The sequence below is a fragment of the Methylobacterium sp. E-065 genome (assembly GCF_022829605.1).
In the GTDB taxonomy this organism is placed as follows: Bacteria; Pseudomonadota; Alphaproteobacteria; order Rhizobiales; family Beijerinckiaceae; genus Methylobacterium.
Genome location: NZ_JAKSYD010000046.1, coordinates 69,267 through 90,417, shown reverse-complemented (window position 1 = coordinate 90,417; position 21,151 = coordinate 69,267). Strand labels below are relative to the sequence as shown.

Genomic DNA, 21,151 nt, shown 5'->3' with positions numbered 1-21,151 from the left:
GCCGGGTTCCGCGTACTTCGGTTCCGTAACGCTTGCCGCGGGCGACCCGGGTCACCATTGAGTACGGCGACCGTTCCCGTGTCGGTAGCCTGCCTCTTCATGCGTCTCGACGTCAACGATTTGCGGGCCTTCTATGCCAGCCCCCTGGGCCGCACGACGCATCGCGTGGTCGGCCGATCGATCGACGCGTTCCTCGGCTCGGTCTCGGGCCTGCGTGTGCTCGGGATCGGCTACGCGATGCCGTATCTCGGCCCGATCCACTGTATCGCCGAACGCACCCTCGCGTTCATGCCGATCAGCCAGGGTGTCGTGAACTGGCCGGCGAGCGGCCGATCCTGCACGGCGCTGGCCGATCCCACCATGATGCCGCTGCCCGAATCCGCCGTCGACCGGATCCTGCTCATCCACGCCCTCGAAGCCGTCGAGAGCCCTTCGGAGCTGCTCCAGGAGGTGTGGCGGACCCTCACCCCCGGCGGGCGGATGATTCTGGTGGTGCCGAACCGGCGGGGGGTCTGGGCCCGGCGGGAGGCGACACCCTTCGGCCATGGTCAGCCCTACAGCCGCTCGCAGCTCGGCCGGCTGATGCGCGAGACGCTGTTCTCGCCGGTGAACTGGACCGAGACGCTCTACATGCCGCCGGTGCGCTCGCGGCTGATGCTGCGCACCGGGCCGGCCTGGGAGTGGACCGGCACCAGCCTGTCCCTGCCCTTCGCGGGCCTGCACGTGGTCGACGCGACGAAGCAGCTCTACCGGCCGGTCACGGTGCGGCAGGTGCGGCGCGCCCGCCGCCTCGCCCCGGCCCGGGTGCTGGTGCCGGCGCCCGCCCCGGGCTGAGCGGGCGTTGGCACGGGCGGCCGGCGGCGGAAACCGGATTCCGTCGGCGCGCCCGGTGGCCTAAGCACGTTTCGCAAAAGTGGCTGCCGGTTTCGCGACGAAAACCTGCGATCGACGAAGAACCTAAGCGGAGGTTGCGTTGGCGTGCCAACGCAACTTTGCTTAGGAGGACGGCCCGCACGGACCGATCCTGATGAGCATCGATTTCACCGTCCAGCAGTTCCTGCTCGCCCTTTCGGGCCTGGTCGCGATCGTCAACCCGATCGGCGGCGCTTTCATCTTTGCCCAGGTGACGAGCGCCTACAGTCACGCCGAGCGCGTACTCCTGTCGCGCCGGATCGGTGTCTACGCGGCGCTGGTCATGCTGGGCGCTCTCTGGGCCGGGACGCCGATCCTCAACTTCTTCGGCGTCACCCTGGCGGCCCTGCGCGTCGCGGGCGGGCTGGTGGTGATGTCGTCAGCCTGGACCCAGCTCAACCGGCCGGAAGCCCGCGAGGCGCGCAAGCAGGCCGAGGCGTCGGGCTCGGCCGGGCCGGGCGCTGCGGCCCCCTCCGAGCCGGTACCCACCGCGGCGCTCTCCGAGATCGCCTTTTTTCCGCTGACCCTGCCGTTCACCACCGGACCGGGCACGATCGCCGTGGCGATCACCCTGGGCGCGAACCGGCCGGCGGCTTACGCCGAGCGGGCCGGTTTCTATTTCGGCGTCACGGTGGCGGCGCTGGTGGTCGCCGTTACGGTCGCCCTCCTGTACGCCTCGGCCGACCGGGTCGTGGCGCTCATCGGCCCGGCCCGGGCCCGGGTGGTCGGACGCCTGTTCGCCTTCCTGCTGCTCTGCGTCGGCACGCAGATCCTGATCAACGGCCTGACCGACGTGATCGCGCCGCTGCTGGCGGCGCGATGATTCCGGTCCGAGCCGCCGTCAGATGACCGGCAGGGTTCCGAGGCCGCCGAACAGGGCTGCGTGGCCCGCGTAGTAGAGGAACAGGAAGGCCGCCAGCGCCGCGCCGTACCAAGCCGGCGCCAGGAGCACTTGGCGTGCCCGCACCCGAACCCGGACATCGTCGGCGGCGATCGCCAACAGAACCACGATGATCCCGGAATGGCCGATCGCGTCCACTTTGCCGAATTCGACGATCGCCGAGACGAAGATCGCCGCCAGGATGATCGCCGCGCAGCGCCGGACCAGGGGCGTCCAGATCAGCGCGAAGGCGAGGGTGAACTCGATCACGCCGGCGGCCTGCATGAACAATTCGGGGGTCGCGCCCATGGTCATCTGCGGCTTGGCGGCGAGCAGCGGCGCCGACCATTCCGGATAGGCCCACTTCTCAATCGAGGCCCACATCAGCGTGACCGCGGCGGACCAGCGGACGAGGTCGAGGGGGCGGATGTCGAAGGGCTTCAGGTCGAGTCCCTGCACGATCAGGTAGACGGCGATCCCGAGGAAGATCGGATAGTCAGCGAGGTGGAACAGCCCGTATTGCGCGGTCGCGTAGCTGAACAGGAAGACGAGGCCCAGGCCTGTGATCGGCATCGTGCGGCGCCAGATCAGGCAGCCGGCGAGCGCGAGCTGAAACCACGGGATCCAGGCCACGTCGGTCTTCAGCTCCGGCGTCAGGATGATGCCGCCGAGGACGAACAGCGAAACGAGGAAGAAGCCCAGCGTGGCGCGGACCAGCAACTCCGTGTCGGTGCGGATCCGCGTGGTCACGCGATCGAGGGCGTTGAGCAGCGCGCCGCCCAGGGGCGTGCCCTCCGCCAAGCATCCGAACATCAGGCAGAGCAGCGCGAGGCCGGTGAGCCACTCGAAGTCGAGACAGAGGACCTGTTCGAGGCCCTGCGGCTGCCCGGCCACGTCGAAGGCGCAGAACCATTTAACGTGCGCCTCGGCGGCGTTCGTCCCCGCGAGGATCAAGGGGCCGGTGAGGCCAAGGGCGGGGGCGACCGCCAGGGCCGACTTTTTGTTGGATGTTGGCATTGAGCCCTCGTCGCAACGCAACGACACCGTGGTTACCGGTTTACTTAAATATACCCGGCGCATTTTAGCCAAGGGTTTGTTAACGAATGTGAGTGAACGGTTAACGCTGTGGATTGTGCTTAGGTAGCGTCGAATCCCGTTGTGGCTGTGCGGAACGTCCGAGCGGCGCCACGACCCTCAGCGGCGCGTTGCCGGACGGATTGCTGCTCTGACGGCCGTCGGCTCGACTATCCCCGTCAGATGGCAAGTCTCGACCGGGCCGGGCCTTGCAGCGACCACGCCTGTACCGCGCTGTCGACAAGTCTCGCAGGTCCGAGCTCCATCAGTGCCGCGATCCCGGCGCCGAGCCGGAATGATTTTCGTTTATACGTCCAATATTGATAGTATCAGCACAACGAATGCGCCCAATATCAATATCTATCAAAAATAATACACGATATAAAGCCATTCATGCGGGAATTTAGACTAGTAATATGGGTAATCGTCGTGAGATTGATTCATTAATGTTTACGCTGTAGCGGAAAGATGCCTGCAGAGACGGCAGGTATCGGGTTCGCATCTTGCGTGAGCCGGCACGTTGTCTTGGTCGAACCGAATTCAAAGGCTGGTCCTGCGCGGCTGGTCCGCCGGAGCCAGCGACTGAGCGACGAGGTGCACGCAATGGGGAGGGACGCCATTCCGAGGCCCGACACACCTGTCGACCTGCGGCGGTCGCGCATCCCTGAGCCGTGGCACCGGGTGGCCCATCGCTCTGCCGCCGGCCCACCGGGCGAATCGCAGGGGTTGGCGCATGTCCGAGCGGGCGTAGCCGGGGCATCGGAGATGACCGAAGCGAAGCCCTGACGGCGTCCCGGCTCCGGTTGCAGCGCATCACTCCTGACATCCCGCGGGACAGTCCCTCGGCGCTTCGGCGCGCGGCACCGCCCTATCCATCAGCAAGGAGAGACTTCATGGCCGACGATACGCAGACCAAGGTTCCGGCCTGGTACGGACCGGACGAGATCCAATTGATCCAGCGCGACCTTCTCGGTTCGGCGGCGAAGATCCTGATCCTTTGCCTGGGCGGCAAGGGCGGTGTCGGCAAGACGACGATCGCGCTTCAGGTCGCCGATCTCTGCGCCGAGGTCAGTCCGGTCCTGGCGATCGACACCGATCCGGCCAATCGCCATTTCCACACGGCTTTAATGCAGGAGACCAACCCCGGCAGCGAGAGTTTCGTGCCGCGCCGGCCCGACATCACCTGCTTCCGTCAGCGCCTGCGCGCTGAGGACAGCACCGGCCGCGTCGACCCGACCCTGTGCCAGGACATGATCGAGCACGTGATCGAGGCCGCCGAGCGCTTCGTGGTGGTCGATTTCCCGGCCGGCGACACCGAGACGACCCGCCGCTGCGCCGAGATCATCGTGGAGAGCTGCCGGGAGTCGAACATCCGCCTCGCCGTGGTCGTCGCGGCCGGTGCCGTCGATCCGACCGCCCTCGATGTCCTGCGCGAACTCAAGCCGATGCTGATCGAGTGCGACCGGGCCATCCTGGCGAAGAACACCGCTCAGGCGACCAATTTCGACTACCTCGAATCCTCCGAACTCGTGAAAGCCCTGCGCAAGCAGCCGAATTTCCGTGTGATCGAAATCGAGAAGATCGGCGAGCGCCTGATCGAGGCCCTGCGCGTGCAGAACATGACGTGGCAGACGCTGGCCAACACGGCGCCGATGCGCCTGCGCGTTGAAGGCCGCCGCCTCCGGCGCAACTTCCACCAGGTGTGGCGGGAAGCGCTCCGGCCGTGACCAACCTCGAGCGGTTCTACCGGTCGGTCCACGGCCGCGATCTTCAGCCCTGGGAGCGTCAGCTCGCCGTGCGGATCGCGGCCGCCTTGAACACGACGACGAACGACGATTTCGTCGTTCACCTGCTCCTCGTGTATATGTCGACGAACTCGATCACCAACATGTACAACGAGTTGGTGGCCGCGCGGAACACGCTCGCCGAAGACAACCGCTACCTGATCCAGACCGTCACGAAGGATCTGCGCCGCAACAAGCTGATGACCTACGGTCTGATCGGCGCGGTGGCGCTCGCCGTCATCGCGGGGGCCTGGACGCTAGCCACGGTGGTCAGCCTCTCGAACGGCGCGGCGGCGAACGAGGCCCGCCTCGCCGCCGCGCTGGAAGCCTGCGAGCAACGGAATACCGGACGCCCCCCGCGCGGGCTCGACCTCGGCCGTTGAGCCGGATCCGGCGTCAGGGCGTCGGCGGCTGGGTCGAGAACGACGCGGTCACGAGGTCGCGCTCCGTGCGCGCCGATAGCGTCGCGAGGAAAGCCAGGAGATCGCTCCGCTCCGTGGCGATGAGATGAAGCGGCTTGATCAACCGGGAGCGGCTCGGGCGGTCGATCCCGCCGCGGTCGTAGAGATCGATCACGGCTTCGAGGTTCGGCACCGACCCATCGTGCATGTAGGGCGCGCGCTGGCCGACCTCCCGGAGCGTCGGCGTCTTGAAGGCGTAGCGCAGCGCGACCGAGGTCGGCTTGAAGCGGCCCCGCCCGATGTCGGTTCCTTGAGCCACGCCGATGTCGTGGAACGAATTGTCGGTGAACGACCAGCCGGAATGGCAATTGGCGCAACCGGCGCGACCGTTGAACAGGTCGAAGCCCCGCTTGGCCGGCTCAGCGATCGCGTCTTCCTGGCCGGCGATCCACCGATCGAACGGGGCCGGCTCGGTCACGATCAGGCGTTCGAAGGTGGCAAGCGCCGCTTCTAGCCGTTCCCGCGTGACGGCCGGATCCGCGAAGGCGCTTGCGAAGGCTGCCGTGTAGTTCGGTTCGGCGGAGAGCCGGGCCAAGGCCTCGTTCATCGGCAGGTTCATGTTGCCCGGCGCCGTGATCGGCATCGCCGAGACCGATTCGAGCGTGTGGAACTTGCCGTCCCAGCCGAGCGGACCGTCCTGCCAAGCGACATTGAGGACCGTGGGCGTGCGCAGGTCCATGTCGCCTTTCTGGCGCGTCGCCGCGCGGGCGCGCCCGTCGGCCCAGGCCAGATCCGGGACGTGACAGGTCGCGCAGGAGCGCGTCCGATCGCCGGACAGGATCGGATCGAAGAACAGGCGACGACCGAGTTCGGCCTTGGCCGCCGTGTACGGATTTTCGGCCGGGAACGGGATCTCGGCGGGCGGGCGATAGGTGTCGCGCCAGGCGGCACGGCGCGAGTCCGGGCCGCTGCCGAGCCCCACGCCGACGCCGACGAATCCAAGAATCGCCGCCACCGCGGCGCTGACCTTCCACGCCATCATCAACCTCACAGGGCACGTTTATACCGCTATTCGTTGATGACCGATGAATCTCCGCATGAATATTCAGGGGCCGGACAATGCACGCGTATGCAAAACTTCGGAGCCGCCAAGCTTCCGTCATGCAATCGGTGGTTTCGTGCTATTCCAGCCGCACCGCAACGCTGTCACTCGCTCCGGTTGAATCAAGGACGGAGATCCGCGCGAAGCCGACCCCTTGGGGAAACCATTCGGCTCGGTGACGCAGCGTTTGCGCGACCGGCTGACCATCGATCAGCCATGTCAGCGGTGGCACCCCGCCCAGCGCCTTGAGGGCCACGGCCTCGCCGTCTCGGCCATGCCCGTCTGGTGCCAGACCGAGGTCGATCCGTGCGCCATCGGGCGGATAAGCGATCCGCAGGGTCGGACTCCGTGCGCCAGCCGCGTCGCGACCGAGCCGCTGCAGCGGCGGCGGCAGGCTGCTCGATCCGGCCATCAGGGTGTTGGCCGGCCGGGGAACCGGCTCGAACTCGCCGCCGAGGCGCGCGAAGGCGTCGAACAGGATCGGCGCCGCGACGACCCGGCCGACGAGGCCCGGAACCGCCGCCCCGTCCGGCCGGCCGACCCACACCGCCACGGTCACGCGCCGGTCGAACCCGGCCGCCCAGGCATCGCGATAGCCGTACGACGTCCCGGTCTTGTAGGCGATGCGGTTCGGGAGGGCGTTCTCGGGCGGTGGCGTTCCGCGCAGGATGTCGGCGATGTACCAGGCGGCTACAGGGCTCACGACCTGGCGGCCGGATCCGGGCGCCCCCGCCTCGGCGCGGCGCTGGATGTCGGGCAGCGTGCCGCCACGGGCGAAACCGGCATAGAGCCGCGCGAGATCCGTGAGCGTGATGCCGAGCCCGCCGAGCGCCACCGGCAGGCCGGGCGCCGCTTCGCGCGGGAGCTGGATCCCGGCGCCGGCCGCGCGCAGCCGCGCGATGAAGCGGGCCGGGCCGACCGCCTCCATCAGCGCGACTGCGGGGACGTTGAGCGACAATTGTAGCGCGCGTCGGGCCGTGACCGTGCCCTGGAAGGTCAGGTCGAAATTCTCCGGGGCGTAGCTCGCCGAGAAGCGCGTCGGGCGATCTTCCAGCAGCGTCTCGGGATGGGCCAAGCCGTCTTCGAACGCCATGGCGTAGACGAACGGCTTCAGGGCGGAGCCGGGGGAACGGATCGCCAGGGTCATGTCGATGGCGCCGCGCCGGGTCGCATCCAGGTAGCCGGCGCTGCCAACCTGGGCGAGGACGCGCCCGTCCCAATTGTCGAGGACGAGGATCGCCGCCGAGAGGTCGGGTCCCGTCGCGGCGGCGCGCTCGGCTGCCAGAACCTCCAGTCGCTCCTGCAGGGGTGCATCGATGGCAAGGCGGATCACCGGATTCGTCGGCTCGGCTGCCACCGCTTCCTCGGTGGCGTGCGCGGCCAGCATCGGGAAGGGCTTTCGTGCAGTCGGAACCGGCTCCGCCTTCGCGGCTTCGGCCTCCGCCGCGGTCAGCACGCCCCGGGCGCTGGCGATATCCAGAACGCGGTCGCGGGCGGCGCGGGCGCGCTCCGGGAAGCGGTCCGGACGGCGGGCCTCAGGGGATTGCGGCAGGGCCACGAGCAGCGCGGCCTGCGCCGCTGTCAGCCGCGCCGGCTCCCGTCCGAAATACGCGAGGCTCGCCGCCCGGACGCCCTCCAGCGGACCGCCATAGGGGGCGAGCGCGAGATAGAGGTCGAGCATTCCGCCCTTGCCGAGGCGCCGCCCGAGGGTGACGGCTCGGACCATCTGCCGGAGCTTCGCATCGAGGGAGCGTTCGCGCCGCGGCTCGACCAGACGAGCCACCTGCATCGAGAGGGTCGAGCCGCCCGACACGATGCGCCCGCGCACCAGCCATTGCCCCGCGGCGCGCAGGAGGGCCGCGGGGTCGATCCCGAAGTGATGCGCGAAGCGGCGATCCTCGTAGGCGAGCAGCATCGCCTGGAAGCGCGGGTCGACCGCCTCCGCGGTGACCGGCAGTCGCCACCGCCCGTCCGCGGTCGCGAAGGGGCGCAGCAGCGTCCCGGATCGATCGAGCACGACGGTGGAGCGTGTCGCCGCAGACGCGAGGTCCACGGGTGGCAACGCTGCGGCATAGATCCAGGCCGCGCCGAGGCCGGCCGCCAACAGGCCGAGCCCAAGCCCCGCAGCGACGAGACCCGAGCGCACGGCTAGGCGCCGCGCCGGGGGCGCTCCTCCGTCGGGGTCGAACCCGTCCTGCGGCACGTCTCCTCCGGGGTCCGGACCCGCCTTGCGGCACGCAGAATTCCCGGTTCCCGCAGCGCAGGCAAGCCCGTCCTTGCGCGGCCCTGGCTACGCGATGCCGATGCTGCGCTGATCCACGAAGTTCGGTCGCTCCTGCCGTTCGAACCGGACCGGGAACGGCACCACGTTCGATGCGAGCGGCGCGACCGCCGCGTCGTAAGTCGGACCGGTCCCGCGGGCCTTGCCGGGCTTCATCCAGCGCCCGACGCGCTTGAAATACGTCCGCCTCGCCAGCCAAGCCGGAACTTGCCCGTCCTTCGACATGATCTGCCCCTCTCGATGCAACCCGCCGCGACGATATCCAGCCCGGCAACTCGATCGCGTCACCGGATCGAATCGGAGCTGTATTCGTGATACGAATGCATGCCAGGAGTTGTTGCATCCTCCGTTTGGGTGATGCCGCCCCACCGCTCTGAGGCGGTCGGGCAAAACCGTCAGAGCGCTTGCCGCCGAAGTGGATGCCGGTTCGACGCGAGAGAGTGCGTCACGACAAAGGCTTAGCGCCAGGCCCGATTGGAGCGCGATCGGGCACGGCTCTAAGCAGCAGCGGTCTCCTTCGCCCGCTCCAGCGCCATCTTGGTGACCGCCACCTGATCGACCTTGCCGGTGCCGAGCATCGGGATCGCCTCCAGCAGCACCACCTCGGCGGGGATCGCGACGTCGGAGGCGCCGCGATCCTTGGCGAAGCTCTGGTAGGCGGATCGCGTCGCGTCCTTCGCCTGCGTGAACAGGATCAGCCGCTCGCCCTTGCGTGGATCCGGCACCGCCGCCACCGCGCTCAGGTGGTCGGGCCAGAGTTCGGCGGCCAGCGACTCGATGCCGGCGAGCGACACCATTTCGCCCGCGATCTTGGCGAAGCGCTTGGCCCGGCCCTTGATCGTGACGAAGCCCATCGCGTCGATCGCCACGATGTCGCCGGTGTCGTGCCAGCCCCCCGGCGGCGGCTCCAGCACCCCCGGCTTCTCGGCGCGCAGGTAGCCCAGCATGATGTTGGGACCCTTCACGGAGAGGCGGCCGCCGTCGTCGATCCCCGGTACCGGCTCGAGCCGTGTCTCGATGCCCGGCAGCATCCGCCCGACCGTGCCAAAACGGTTGAACATCGGCGTGTTGAGCGCCACGACTGGCCCGCACTCGGTGACGCCGTAGCCTTCCAGGATGCGCAGGCCGAACTTTTCCGCCCAGGTCTTCCGGGTGGTCTCCTTCACGGCCTCGGCGCCGGCCACGACGTAGCGCAGCGAACGCAAATCGTAGGAATGGGCCGACCGGGCGTAGCCGGTCAGGAACGTGTCAGTCCCGAACAGCACGGTGCTGTTCGAGCCGTAGATCAGCTCCGGCACGATCCGGTAGTGCAGTGGTGACGGGTAGAGGTAGACCGGTACGCCCGAGACCAGGGGCAGCACCAGCCCGGCCGTGAGGCCGAAGGCGTGGAACACCGGCAGGACGTTGAACACCTTGTCCATCGGCCCGAAATCGATCCGGGCCGCCACCTGCGCCACGTTGCCGAGCATGCAGCGATTGGCCAGGACCACGCCCTTCGGCGTGCCCTCGCTGCCCGAAGTGAACAGCACCGCCCCCGGATCCTCGCCGGAACGCGCCACGAGGGGACGGCGGGGTGCCAGCAGGCCCCGGATCTTGTCCCCGGTCGTGATGCCGGCCCGCACGTCCTCCAGGTAAATCAGCTCGACCGATCCGCGGATCGCCTCCACGAGCGGCCCGAGCCGCCCCTTCTCGATGAAGGCCCGGGAGGTGAGAACCTTGCTCACCTCGGCGGCCCGGCAGGCCGAGAGGACGTTGGCGGGACCGGCGGAAAAGTTGATCATCGCCGGCACCCGGCCCGCGGAGGCGAGCGCGAACAGCGTCACCGCGGCACCGTTGGCGTTCGGCAGCATCACCCCGATCCGGCCGCCCACGGGGGCCAGCGGCATAAGCTTGCGGCCCAGGATGTTGGCGCCCATCACGAGCCGGCTGTAGGAGAGCCGACCGCCGACAGGGTCCTCCAGGGCATTGCGGCGCCAGCCGTGGAGATCGCCCGCCTCGATCAAAGCCGCCATCAGGCCACGGTCGATATCGGTGGTGCGGAACACGAGGTCGGACATGATCCCGTAGAGGGCTGCGCCCGCCGCCTGCCGCCGCGCCTTGCCCTTGAGGGCGGGATCGACGGTCAGGCGCACCGGCGGCATCACCGTCACGATCACCTTCGGCCACCACTTGCGGCTGACCTGCCGGCGCGACAGGCGCGAGAAGATCGTGCGCTCCAGCCCGTCGATCTTGACCGGCACGACCATCGCGCCGGACTTGTCCGCGATCAGCCCGGCGCCGTCATAGACCTTCATCAGGCTGCCGGTGACGGTGAGCCGGCCCTCGGGGAAGATGATCAGGGTCTCGCCGCTCTTCACGGCGTTGATCAGCGTGCGCGTGGCGAGCGGGCGCGTCGGGTCCAGCGGCATCGCCTTGGTGACCCGCAGGAACGGCCGCACCCACCAGCGCTGCGCGATCCCGCTGTCGATCGCGAAGACCGGCTCCTGCTCCAGCAGCGACAGGGCGAGCGGCGCGTCGAGGAACGAGACGTGGTTGAGCGCCACGATGGCGTTCGGCCCGGCCGCCGCGACGTTGTCGAGGCCGCGGACCTCAAGCCGGTAGAAGGCCCGGAACAGGATCGACAGGGCGTCCCGGAACGGGCTGGTCGGCAGGGTCATGAACACGATGGCACCGACGATCAGGTTCAGTACCGCGACGACGGCGAGCAGGCTCGCGATCGACAGGCCAGCCCCCTGCAGGGCGGCGAGTGCCAGGGTGCCGGCCACCATGAAGGCTGCGGTGACCACGTTGACGGCGCCGATGATGCGCGCGCGCATCGCCTTCTCGGCCCAGGCCTGCACGGCCGCGAAGGACGGGACGATGTAGAGGCCGCCCGCCATGGCGAGACCCAGGAAGCCGATGGCGACGCGCAGGCCGTCGCCGGTCCGCAGGAAGTCGAACGGACCGATCGGGTCGGCGGATGGCGGCGGTAGGTGGCCGATCGTCCAGGCGAGGTCGAGGCCGAACAGGCCCATCAGCACGGCGCCGACCGGCGTCGGCAGCAGCACGATCCGGCCGCTGGCGAGCCAGGAGGCCAGCCCTGAGCCCAGCGCGATGCCGACGGAGAACAGCGCCAGCAGCAGGGTGATCACCGTCTCGGTGCCGTTGAAGGCGCCGCGCACCAGCACCGGCAGCAGCGAGAGCACCACCACGCCGACCAGCCAGAACCAGCTCACGATCAGCGAGCCGCGCCACAGGCGCGTGTCGGCCCAGAGGTCGCGCAGCAGCGACAGGGTCGAGCGGGCGATGTTGGGATCGACCCGCAGGTCCGGCGCCCCCTCCCCGGTCGCCGGGATCATGCGGGCCGAGAGCCAGCACAGGATCGCGAAGCCCATCACCAGGGCACCGAACAGGACGCCCGAGCCGCCCATCGCCGAAGCCGCGCCGGCCGCGATCGTGCCGAGCAGGATCGCCAGGAAGGTCGCGGCCTCGACCAGCGCGTTGCCGGCGGGCAGCTCCTCGCGGCGCAGGTGATCGGGCAGGATGCCGTACTTGATCGGGCCGAACAGGGCCGCGATCGTCCCGAACAGGCCGAGCGCCACGAACAGCACCGGCACGGAATGCAGCAAGAAGCCCAGCACCGCGGTGCCGGCCGCGAAGATCTCCGCGAATTTGAGCCGCCGCGCCATCAAGGCCTTGTCGTACCGGTCGGCCCATTGGCCGCCGAGACCCGACAGGAGGAAGAAGGGCCCGATGAACACGGCGCTCGCCAGCGTCACCAGCACGCCCGCATGGGCATCGGCCTCCCCGCCGATCCCGAACAGGATCAGGAAGGCGAGCGCGTTCTTCAGGAAATTGTCGTTGAAGGCCGAGAAGAACTGGCACCAGAATAGCGGCGCGAAGCGCCGCGCGGTCATCAGGGTACGGAACATGGCGGTCTCTCGTTCCGGACCTGACTGGCCTACCCGGTATGGTCAGGTCAAATCGGAGCGCGGACAACGCACAGCGACCACGGCTGCGGCGAACCTCGCCGTGCGGGTCCGCACCGCTGCGTGACGGGAGCGGCGCCCCGGGCTTACGACGCGCAGATCCCTTTCCCGGACAGGTGGAGCGAAGCGGAACCTGATCCGGGGCCGAGCACACGAAGCGCCGCGCCAGCGGCACAGGTTGATCCAGATAGACGCTTCGCGACGTCTTATGCTGTTTCCCGGATCGCATTCCGCTAGCGCTGCATGCGCCCGGGAAAAGGCCGGGGCTCAGACCTTCCGGACCCCCCGGCCGTGGCGGCCCGGAATGGCAGCGTGCCGGACGATGACGCCGCGTAGCGAGGCGCCGAGGTCATAGGACCAGGAGATGTACGTCGCGACCACTGCGATCACGCACAGCGCCACCCCAGCCGCGCAGGCCGGAATAAGCAGCAGGAAGGTCAGCACCATCCCGACCGCCGTCCGCTCGGCCAGCGAGGCCTGGGGCCAGGGATCGATCGGTAGGGAGAAGCGTCGTCCGGAGCGCATGACTTCGACCTTCGGTGGTTCGGCATGACGCAACACGAGGGGTCAACAGCGGCCGGACTCGGTCGTTGCGTAGTGGAACGCGAAATAGATGCCCCCCGTGACGTTCCGGCCCGATGCCGAAGGGCAACCGACCGTCGCGATCCGGGTTGCCGTTCGAATTCCTGACGACGATGAGGTGGATATGGCTCGGGTTGCGGTCGTGACCGGCGGTACGGCCGGGATCGGACTGGCGGCGGCGCATGCCCTCGCCGAACGTGGATGGTCGGTGGCGGTGATCGCGCGCGATCCGGACCGGCTCTCCGCGGCCGAGCGGGCGCTGGCGGCCTACGGCCAGCCGGTGCTGGCGATCAGCGCCGACGTCGCCGATCCGAAGGCCGTGGACGCCGCCGCCGCGCGGATCGAGGCCGAGCTCGGGCCGATCCGCGCCTGGGTGAACAACGCGATGTCGACCGTGGTGAACCCGGCCGACCAGATCACCCCGGACGAGTACCGGCGGGTCACTGAGACGACCTATCTGAGCCAGGTCTACGGGACGCTCGCCGCGCTGCGCTACATGAAGCAGCGAAACCGGGGCGCGATCATCCAGGTCTCGTCCGGCCTCGCGGTCCGGGCCGCGCCGCTGCAGGCGCCCTACTGCGCCGCGAAGTTCGCGGTCTCGGGCTTCACCGACGCCCTGCGCTGCGAATTGCTGCACGACCGGGTGAATGTCAGCCTCAGCGTCATCTACCTGCCAGCGGTCAACACGCCGCAGTTCAATTGGGCGCGCAACCGGACCGGGCACCGGCAATACGCCCCGGATCCGGTCTTCGACCCGCGGCTCTGCGCCGAGGCGATCGCGTACGCCGTCGAGAATCCGCGCCGGGAGGTCTGGGTCGGGCGCTCGTCGATGATGATGGCGGCCGCGCAGGTTCTGGCTCCGGCGCTCGCCGACCGTAAGGCCGCCTCCATGTGGTCGGCCCAGCTCTCGGACGAGACCATCCCCGAGATGAAGGGGAACCTGTTTGAACCTGTACCGGGCCCGGTCGGGATCGACGGCCGTTTCTCCGGTCGGACCAAGGCGAGCCGCAGCGAGTTCGTCACGAGCCGCACCCGCGACCTCGTGGTCGGCGGGCTCGCCGGGCTGGCGCTGATCGGGCTCGCGGGCACCATCCACGCGGCCCGCTCGGCGCGCCGGCTGCCGGATCGGACGTAAACGGCTGCACCCCATCACGCCGCCTGCTACAGCCGCCCCGAAGAAGGTTCAAAAAAATGCCCGGCTATCTGCCCTTCGCGGGCGCCCTGAAGCTGCCTGCCTACACCTGTGACAATTGTGGATTCTGGCAGCGCCACTTCGAGACCCCGCCCGCTTGCCCGATGTGTCTCGATGCCCGCCACGTCGTGCCGCAGGACGGCTGGCGCTTCCGCACGGCGCGGGAGGCACAGGATGCCTTCCCGTGCCACTGGCAGGAACTGGAGCCGGGCGTGTGGCGGTTCTGGAACGATCCGGTTTCCGGCATCGGCCCATCCGCCTACCTGATCCAGACCGAGCACGGGAACATGGGTTTCGAGGGCTGCCCGGTGTTCAGCGAGGCCGCCCTCGACCAGATCGAACGCCTCGGCGGCATGGCGGTGCTCTCCGCCTCGCATCCGCACGCCTACGGGGCATTGCCGCAATTGCAGGACCGGTTCGACCCGGAACTCTGCCTGGCCGCCGCCGACTTCACGTGGAGCGCGGCGCTGCAGGTGAGCTGGCCGTTCGACGATTTCTTGGAGCCGCTGCCGAAGCTGGAGCTGCATCGGACCGCGGGTCATTTCGACGGCCACGCGGTTCTCTACGATCGTTCACGAAAAATCTGCTTCTGCGGCGACGCGCTGAAGTTCGAACTCGATCCGACGGATTTCCGCCGGGCGACCACGATCTCGGCCCACAAGGCCTTCGTGCGCGGCGTGCCGCTCACCCCGAACGAATTGCGCCGTTACCGCGACGTGTTCGAGCGCCTCGATTTCGTGCAGACCTGGACGCCGTTCGAGCCGGCGCGCAATTGCGGCCGGCCGGAGGTGCTGGCCCTCCTCGACCAGCTGATGACCGGACGGTCGCACGCCGCGCCGGTGCCGCTCGACAGCCTGCGCGTTCAGGGTCGGTAGAGCGGGTCGTTCTCCAGGTGGATCGGCTCGCCGTGCGGCGTCGCCTCGGCGGCCCGCCGAAACGCCTCGGTGCGCGCCGCGACGTTCTCGGGGTCAGCCACGCCGCGCTCGGCGAGGATGCCCTCCAGGGTGGCGAGCCACGCGCCGTAATCGGCGGGTCGCTCGGGCGCGCCCGCCGGGCGGATGCCCTGGCCGAGACGCTCCGCCCATTCCGACCACGTGAACAGCCCGGCCTCGCGCAGGCTGACCACCATGGCGAAGACCTGGGCCTCCCAGGGCGCCGAAAAGGGGCTGGGCGACGGATCGGTCACGCGGGTTCCAGATAGGGTTCGAAGGCCGCCACCGTGACGGTCCCGCCGGGATCGCCGCTCTCGCCCCATAGGTCCTGCGCGGTGAACGCAACTGTGTAGAGCCAGACCGGATTTTCGCCCCCCTGATAGGCGTTGGTATCGGGAAAGACGAAAGCCCCGTCGACTCGCACGATCCGCCCGCGCTTGCCGCGGACGTAGCGCGGCAGCCTCGTATGCGTGGTCGGGTGGATGTTGCGGGCCAGGACTTCGTCGCCGAGCGCGAAGCGGGCGGGGGCGTCGGTCGCCCGGCTGCTCGGGAAGCCTGCCCGGAAGCGTTGCTCCAGCCCATCGCGCGCCAGGGTCCGCGCCACGGGCTTGGCCGGCTCCATAGCGCGGCCGGCCTCCATCTCGGCAGGCGTGGCCAGCCCGGTGGCGGCGAGCTGCTTCTCCAGAGCCTTCAGCCAGATCGCGTAGTAGCTCGACGCGAGGTATTCGGCCGGCGGCAGCGACTCGCGGGCGGCGCGGCTGCCGTCGAGGTTCCAGGCGCCGGTATAGCCCATGGCGAGCGCCATCGCGAAGACGCGCCGCTCCCACGCGGCGTGGAACACCGGTTCGTTCGGCTCCGGCACCACCGGCCCGAAGCCGTGCGCGCCGCCGAGATCCTGGGCACCGTTCATACCGGCATCTCCGCGGGTTCGACTGGCAGGGCCTTGGGTAGCCCGGTGCCGATCATGGAATCGCGCGTGACGAGGGCAGCCAAGGCGTCTTCGGAAAAGCCGTCGGTCCCCGCAGGACGCAGCGGCAGGACCATGTAGCGGGTCTCGGCGGTTGAATCCCAGACCGTGATGCGCGTGGTCTCCGGCAGCGTCACCCCGAACTCCGCGAGCACGCCGCGGGGATCGATCACCGCCCGGGCCCGGTAGGGCGGCGCCTTGTACCAGACCGGCGGCAGGCCGAGCACCGGCCAGGGATAGCAGGAGCACAACGTGCAGACGACGAGGTTGTGCATCTCGGGCGTGTTCTCGACCACCACTATGTGCTCGCCGCCGCGCCCGCCGATGCCCAGTTCCGCGATCGCCGGCGTGGCCTCGGTCAGCAGCCGCGTCCGGAATGCGGGATCGACCCAGGCCCGGGCCACCACCCGGGCGCCCAGATGCGGACCGACCTTGGTCTCGTAGAGTTCGACCAGCGCGTCGAGGGCGGCTGGGTCGAGATACCCCTTCTCGGTCAGCAGCGATTCCAGCGCGCGCACACGGGCTTCGACCGGCGAGAGTTCGCTGCCGTGATGCACGTGGTCGTGATCCCCGTGGTGATGATTCATCGCTCGCTCCTCACGATGCGCAGTCTGCACCGTCGGACAGCCAGCTTCCAGCTCGGAAGCACGGATGGATTAACCTCGGCCGTTAGGCGCACGTTGCCTCTACCTCCCGATACCGCTGGGAGCGTTTGGTATCGGTTCATATTTACACCGGTACGGATGTTAGAGAAATTCCAGTATACAAGTAACGGGATCCGGATACGTCCATGATCGAAGACGCCACGAAGCCGTCGAGCAGGGCCGAAATCGACCGCAAGGCCGACGGCTACGCCACGGCCATCGGGCAGCACCTCGCCCTGCCGATCCGCGACTATTTCAAGCTCGTCGAGCTGGAGCCGCTGCCGGCGCAACTCGGAGATCTGCTCGCGCGGTTCGAGGTCGCGGTCGCCGCCCACGGCCAGCTTGTGCCCTTCGATTTCCGCGGCGACATCATCAAGGCGCTGCCGGCGCTGCGGACCTTCGCGCTGTCCCTGGCGGGGGACGTCAACCGGGCCGATGATCTCGTCCAGGAGACCTTCGTCAAGGCCTGGGCCAACCAGACACGGTTCCGCCCCGGCACGAACTTCACCGCGTGGCTGTTCACGATCCTGCGCAACCAATTCTACTCGGAGCTGCGCAAGACCCGGCGCGAGATCGAGGATGTCGACGGAACGCACGCGGGCCAGATGACCAGCCTCGCCGATCAGGAGGATGCCAGCACCCTCAAGGTCGTATGGGCGCGCCTCGAAGGATTGCCGGTGGCGCAGCGGCAGGCACTGCTGCTGGTCGGCGCCGAGGGCCATACCTACGAGGAGGCGGCGAGCAAGCTCGGGTGCCAGGTCGGCACCGTGAAGAGCCGGGTGAGCCGCGCCCGATCCTCGCTGCTCGGCACCCTCGGGGTTGTCGTGGCCGGGCAGGCTCCGGCGGCCTGATTGGACGGCCTCGACTGCGCAGCTCCGGCGCGGGAAGGCGCTTGGCACCCGCAGACGATGTGCGCCGCCCGACATGACAGCATGTCGCAGCCCGTTATGATCGGTGCCGGTCATCGATTCGGGGGCGAAGAGGGAGGCGATTTCACAGAACAACGGCACGACAGCGCAGTGGTGGGCGGCCCATCCCGCCCTCTTGGCGTTGTGCCTGTGCCTCTTCGGCCTCGCCATCGTCACGGCGGCTTGGGGAATCGGCCTCCTGTCGACATCAACGGCGCAGGTGCTCGGCTTCCTCTACGTGGCCTGCCTCTACGCCTTCCTCATGCACCATTTCGGAATCAATGAATTCATCGCATCGACGAAGTCCGTCTGGTCATTGCTTGCGGCGATCTGGTTCTGTGTGACGGTCATCTATGGCCTGTTCAACAGCTGACGCGGTTGAACTGACGCGTCTTTCAAGATGGGCATGGCCGCCGCGCGGAACCACGCGCGGCGCGTAGGCCCCGGTCCTCACAGGGATGGCTGACGCAGATGCCACTCGGTCGCCTGCTGGAAGGCCTGCCCGATCCGCAGCGCCATCGCCTCCTCGTAGCCGCCGCAAGAGATCTGGAGCGAGAGCGGAAGCCCATCGGCTGTGAAGCCGTTCGGCAGCGCCAGGGCGCAGAGATCGAGTAGGTTGCCGAACCGGGTGAACCGCGAGGGCAGCTGCGCCTCGTCGACCGCGGCGAGCGGCACGGCAGCCGACTCCGTGGTCGGCGTCAGCAGCGCATCGATCCCCTCCAGCGCCTCGGCATAGGCCTGCTTCATCGCGGCGCGGCGGTGGAGCGTGCCGAGATACGCCTGCGCCGAGACCGTGGCGCCGGCCAGGATCCGGGCCCGCACGGCGTCGCCGAGCTGCGCGGACGGGTCCTCAGCCAGCGTCCCGTTGACGAAGTAGGCTTCGGCGTTCGTGATCGCGCTCATCGCCACGCAGTCGCTGAACCGGAACGGCAGGGCCACGTCCACGATCTCGGCGCCCGCGCGGGCGAGCCGGTCGAGGGCGTCGTCGTAGGCGGCCAGCATGTCGGAAGAGACGCCCTGCCGCTCGACCGCTGGCATGCGGCCGAGGCGCAGGCCGCGCACCCCGCGGTTGAGCGTGGGCCAGGGTGCCGCCGGCTGGACGCCGCGGGTGGTCGGATCCAGGGGATCCGGCCCGGAGATCGCCTCGTAGAGGAGCGCGGCGTCCTCTACCGTGCGGGCGAGCGGCCCCGGCGAGTCGAGGGTCGTCGACAGCGGAACGATCCCCCAGGTCGAGACGCGCCCGACCGTCACCTTGAGCCCCGTCAGCCCGCAGAAGGCGGCCGGCAGGCGCACGGAGCCGCCGGTGTCGGTGCCGAGGCCCCACGGGGCCATCCGGGCCGCCACCGCGACGCCGGTGCCGCTGCTCGATCCGCCGGGCGTGCGTGGAACCTCCGTGTCCCAGGGGTTCCAGGGCGTGCCGAGATGCTGGTTGGTGCCCCAGCCGCCATAGGCGAACTCCACCGTGTGGGTCTTGCCCAGCACGATCATCCCCTGCGCGATCAGGCGGCGGGCGACGGTTGCGGTGCGCTCGGCCCTCCGGGCACGGTGCGCGGCCGAGCCGCCCATGGTGATCCGGCCCTCCAGATCGATCAGGTCCTTGAGTACCACCGGCACGCCATGGAGCGGCCCAACCGCGTGGCCCGACCGGATCGCCCGGTCGGCCCCCTCGGCGGCGAGGCGCGCATCGGCGGAGAACACTTCCGTGAAGGCTTGAAGCTTCGGCTCCAGCTGCGTGATGCGCCCGAGCAGCGCGTCCACCGCATCGACCGGCGAAAGGCTGCGTGCCCGGATCGCCCGGGCGAGTTCGGCCGCGGAGGCGTGGACGGGATCGAGATCGGGCATCGGCTTACTGCACGCTGACGAGGGTGAGGTCGACGAACCAGGATTGCGGCGAGACGAAGCCGTGGACCGTCTTCGCCATCCCGCGCGGGTTGAGGTCGTGGACGATGAACAGCCAGGGCGGGTTGTCCACGAGGCGCTCGTGCGCGGCCTTGGTCTGGGCGTCGATCACCTTGGCGTCGGCGGTCTCGGCCAACGCCTTGAGGGCGGCGTCGAACGCGTCGTCCTTCCAGTTCGGGAAGTTGAAGCCGGCCGGCGGGAAGCGGTCGCCCCCGAAGTAGCGCGCCATCACGGCGGCGTCCGACGAGGGCGAGGAGACGTTGAGCGCCAACGAACCCTGCAGGCTCTGCGCATCCGGCAGCGCGCGGCTGGAATTCAGCAGCACCTGCCACTCGACCACGTTGAAGCTGAGATCGACGTTGCAGGCCTGTTTCAGGTTCTCCTGCAGGTACTCGTTCATCGGCATGGGCAGCATCTGGCCCGAGCCGGACGACGAGATCATGATCTTGAGTTTCAGGGGTTTCGTATCCGAATACCCGGCCTCGGCCAGCAGCGCCTTCCCCTTGGCGGCGTCGAACGTGTAGCGGTTCTTCGGAGACCCGAAATTCGGGTCCTTGTCGTTGAGCCATCCCGTGGCCGGCTCGGCCGTTCCGTTGAGCAGCTCCACCAGGGCGGACCGATCGACGCAGTAGTTCAGCGCCTGCCGGACACGCACGTCCTTCAGAGGGCTGTCCTTGGCGCCCATGTTGTAGATGTAGGGCCAGACATGCGGGTAGGAGCCCGTGGTGATGGTGAAGCCGGCCTGCTTCAGGGACGGGATCGCGTCGGGCGCCGGCACCTCGATCCAGTCGACCTGTCCGGACCGCAGGGCCGCGACCCGGGCATTCGCCTCCGGGATCGGCAGCAGCCGGACCCGGTCGACCTTGGCCATCCGGTCCGGGTCCCAGTAGCCATCGAACTTCGCGAGATCGACCGCTTCCCGCGGGGCGACGCGGGTGATCTTGAACGGCCCCGTCCCGGCCGCCGGCAGCGCGGCGACCTTGCTCCAGTCGCGCCCCGCCTTGTCGAAGGATGCGGGTGAGGTGAACAGCAGATAGACCACCATGTAGGGGAAGTACGACGCCACCTGCGTGGTGGTGATCTGAACCGTCGCGTCGTCGATCTTCTTGTAAGATCCGACCAGCGGCGCCCGGGCCCGGGAGATGCCCGCGCCCTGCGGCTCGAATTGCGGGCTGTCGTTCTTGAAGTAGCGGTCGAGATTCCAGATCACCGCGTCGGCGTTGAACGCGGTGCCGTCATGGAACTTGACGCCCTGGCGCAGGTGGAAGGTCCAGAGCGTCTTGTCGTTCGGGTCCTGCTCCCAGCGCTCGGCCAGGGCCGGGACGATGCCGGCGAGCTTGGTGGTGCTCTTCAGGTCCCACTGCACCAGCCCCTCGAAGATCGGGTAGCCGAGGAAGCGCATGCCCTCGAAGCCGTTGTTGGGCATCCCCGTCGTGGTCGGAATGTCGGTGGCCGTCATGGCGATGCGCAGCACGCTCTCGGCGCTGGCAGGCCCCGCCAGGACGACGGGTCCAGTCAAAGCGACAGAACCGGCCAGGGCGGCGGCAATCAGGCGGCGCATTTTCATCGGACCCCACGGGTGGAAGGTGCGGCTCGCCTCGGGCAAGTCCCGCGCCAGACCGTGC

The 21,151-nt window shown here is 68.8% G+C and carries 19 protein-coding genes; 8 read left to right on the top strand and 11 right to left on the bottom strand.

The window, feature by feature from the left end:
• The first annotated feature begins 99 nt into the window (after window positions 1-99).
• A complete protein-coding gene (locus MKK84_RS04025; RefSeq protein ID WP_243916775.1) occupies window positions 100-834 on the top strand; it encodes a methyltransferase domain-containing protein in 735 nt (244 codons plus the stop codon).
• A 193-nt stretch (window positions 835-1,027) separates the two neighbouring features.
• Entirely contained in the window at window positions 1,028-1,735 is a 708-nt protein-coding gene (locus tag MKK84_RS04020; RefSeq protein ID WP_243916743.1) for a MarC family protein, read from the top strand.
• A gap of 18 nt (window positions 1,736-1,753) precedes the next feature.
• On the opposite strand, the gene MKK84_RS04015 is transcribed toward MKK84_RS04020, so the two are convergent.
• Window positions 1,754-2,809, bottom strand: a complete 1,056-nt coding sequence (locus tag MKK84_RS04015; RefSeq protein ID WP_243916742.1) for a hypothetical protein — start codon at window positions 2,807-2,809, stop codon at window positions 1,754-1,756.
• A gap of 950 nt (window positions 2,810-3,759) precedes the next feature.
• On the opposite strand from MKK84_RS04015, the gene MKK84_RS04010 reads away from it, so the two are divergent.
• Window positions 3,760-4,593: an ArsA-related P-loop ATPase gene (locus tag MKK84_RS04010; protein WP_243916741.1), complete on the top strand. Its 834-nt coding sequence runs from the start codon at window positions 3,760-3,762 to the stop codon at window positions 4,591-4,593.
• A complete protein-coding gene (locus MKK84_RS04005; protein WP_243916740.1) occupies window positions 4,590-5,033 on the top strand; it encodes a hypothetical protein in 444 nt (147 codons plus the stop codon). Before MKK84_RS04010 ends, MKK84_RS04005 begins: the two co-directional genes overlap by 4 nt.
• Before the next feature lie 13 nt (window positions 5,034-5,046).
• Here the strand turns inward: MKK84_RS04005 and MKK84_RS04000 are convergent, their stop codons facing one another.
• From MKK84_RS04000 to MKK84_RS03980, 5 genes are all read right to left on the bottom strand, one after another.
• Window positions 5,047-6,090, bottom strand: coding sequence for a cytochrome-c peroxidase (locus tag MKK84_RS04000; protein WP_243916774.1), 1,044 nt, complete (start codon window positions 6,088-6,090; stop codon window positions 5,047-5,049).
• A gap of 142 nt (window positions 6,091-6,232) precedes the next feature.
• On the bottom strand, window positions 6,233-8,356 hold the full coding sequence (gene pbpC, locus MKK84_RS03995; protein WP_243916739.1) for a penicillin-binding protein 1C: 2,124 nt from the start codon (window positions 8,354-8,356) through the stop codon (window positions 6,233-6,235).
• 87 nt (window positions 8,357-8,443) lie between these two features.
• Window positions 8,444-8,659, bottom strand: coding sequence for a hypothetical protein (locus MKK84_RS03990; RefSeq protein WP_243916738.1), 216 nt, complete (start codon window positions 8,657-8,659; stop codon window positions 8,444-8,446).
• Window positions 8,660-8,931: 272 nt separating this feature from the next.
• On the bottom strand, window positions 8,932-12,345 hold the full coding sequence (locus MKK84_RS03985) for an acyl-[ACP]--phospholipid O-acyltransferase (protein ID WP_243916737.1): 3,414 nt from the start codon (window positions 12,343-12,345) through the stop codon (window positions 8,932-8,934).
• Window positions 12,346-12,669: 324 nt separating this feature from the next.
• Complete coding sequence (locus MKK84_RS03980) at window positions 12,670-12,927, bottom strand: hypothetical protein (RefSeq protein ID WP_243916736.1); 258 nt, start codon at window positions 12,925-12,927, stop codon at window positions 12,670-12,672.
• A 181-nt stretch (window positions 12,928-13,108) separates the two neighbouring features.
• Here MKK84_RS03980 and MKK84_RS03975 point away from each other — a divergent pair, with 181 nt between their 5' ends.
• Complete coding sequence (locus MKK84_RS03975) at window positions 13,109-14,119, top strand: SDR family oxidoreductase (RefSeq protein ID WP_243916735.1); 1,011 nt, start codon at window positions 13,109-13,111, stop codon at window positions 14,117-14,119.
• A gap of 56 nt (window positions 14,120-14,175) precedes the next feature.
• Window positions 14,176-15,051, top strand: a complete 876-nt coding sequence (locus tag MKK84_RS03970; RefSeq protein WP_243916734.1) for an MBL fold metallo-hydrolase — start codon at window positions 14,176-14,178, stop codon at window positions 15,049-15,051.
• Here the strand turns inward: MKK84_RS03970 and MKK84_RS03965 are convergent.
• The 3 genes from MKK84_RS03965 to nthA are packed head-to-tail and all read right to left on the bottom strand — an operon-like array spanning window position 15,039 to window position 16,662.
• On the bottom strand, window positions 15,039-15,362 hold the full coding sequence (locus tag MKK84_RS03965) for a nitrile hydratase accessory protein (RefSeq protein WP_243916733.1): 324 nt from the start codon (window positions 15,360-15,362) through the stop codon (window positions 15,039-15,041). The two genes, MKK84_RS03970 and MKK84_RS03965, sit on opposite strands and share 13 nt — an antisense overlap.
• Entirely contained in the window at window positions 15,359-16,018 is a 660-nt protein-coding gene (gene nthB, locus MKK84_RS03960; protein ID WP_243916732.1) for a nitrile hydratase subunit beta, read from the bottom strand. The genes MKK84_RS03965 and nthB overlap by 4 nt, the downstream gene beginning before the upstream one ends.
• Window positions 16,015-16,662 carry a nitrile hydratase subunit alpha gene (gene nthA / locus MKK84_RS03955; protein WP_243916731.1) on the bottom strand — a complete coding sequence of 216 codons (648 nt, stop codon included), beginning with the start codon at window positions 16,660-16,662 and terminating at the stop codon, window positions 16,015-16,017. Before nthA ends, nthB begins: the two co-directional genes overlap by 4 nt.
• 203 nt (window positions 16,663-16,865) lie before the next feature.
• Here nthA and MKK84_RS03950 point away from each other — a divergent pair, with 203 nt between their 5' ends.
• A complete protein-coding gene (locus MKK84_RS03950) occupies window positions 16,866-17,570 on the top strand; it encodes a sigma-70 family RNA polymerase sigma factor (RefSeq protein ID WP_243916730.1) in 705 nt (234 codons plus the stop codon).
• Window positions 17,571-17,673: 103 nt separating this feature from the next.
• Window positions 17,674-18,000, top strand: coding sequence for a hypothetical protein (locus tag MKK84_RS03945; protein WP_243916729.1), 327 nt, complete (start codon window positions 17,674-17,676; stop codon window positions 17,998-18,000).
• A 77-nt stretch (window positions 18,001-18,077) separates the two neighbouring features.
• On the opposite strand, the gene MKK84_RS03940 is transcribed toward MKK84_RS03945, so the two are convergent.
• Window positions 18,078-19,469, bottom strand: a complete 1,392-nt coding sequence (locus tag MKK84_RS03940) for an amidase (RefSeq protein WP_243916728.1) — start codon at window positions 19,467-19,469, stop codon at window positions 18,078-18,080.
• 4 nt (window positions 19,470-19,473) lie between these two features.
• Window positions 19,474-21,087, bottom strand: coding sequence for an ABC transporter substrate-binding protein (locus MKK84_RS03935; protein WP_243916727.1), 1,614 nt, complete (start codon window positions 21,085-21,087; stop codon window positions 19,474-19,476).
• Between the last annotated feature and the right edge of the window lie 64 nt (window positions 21,088-21,151).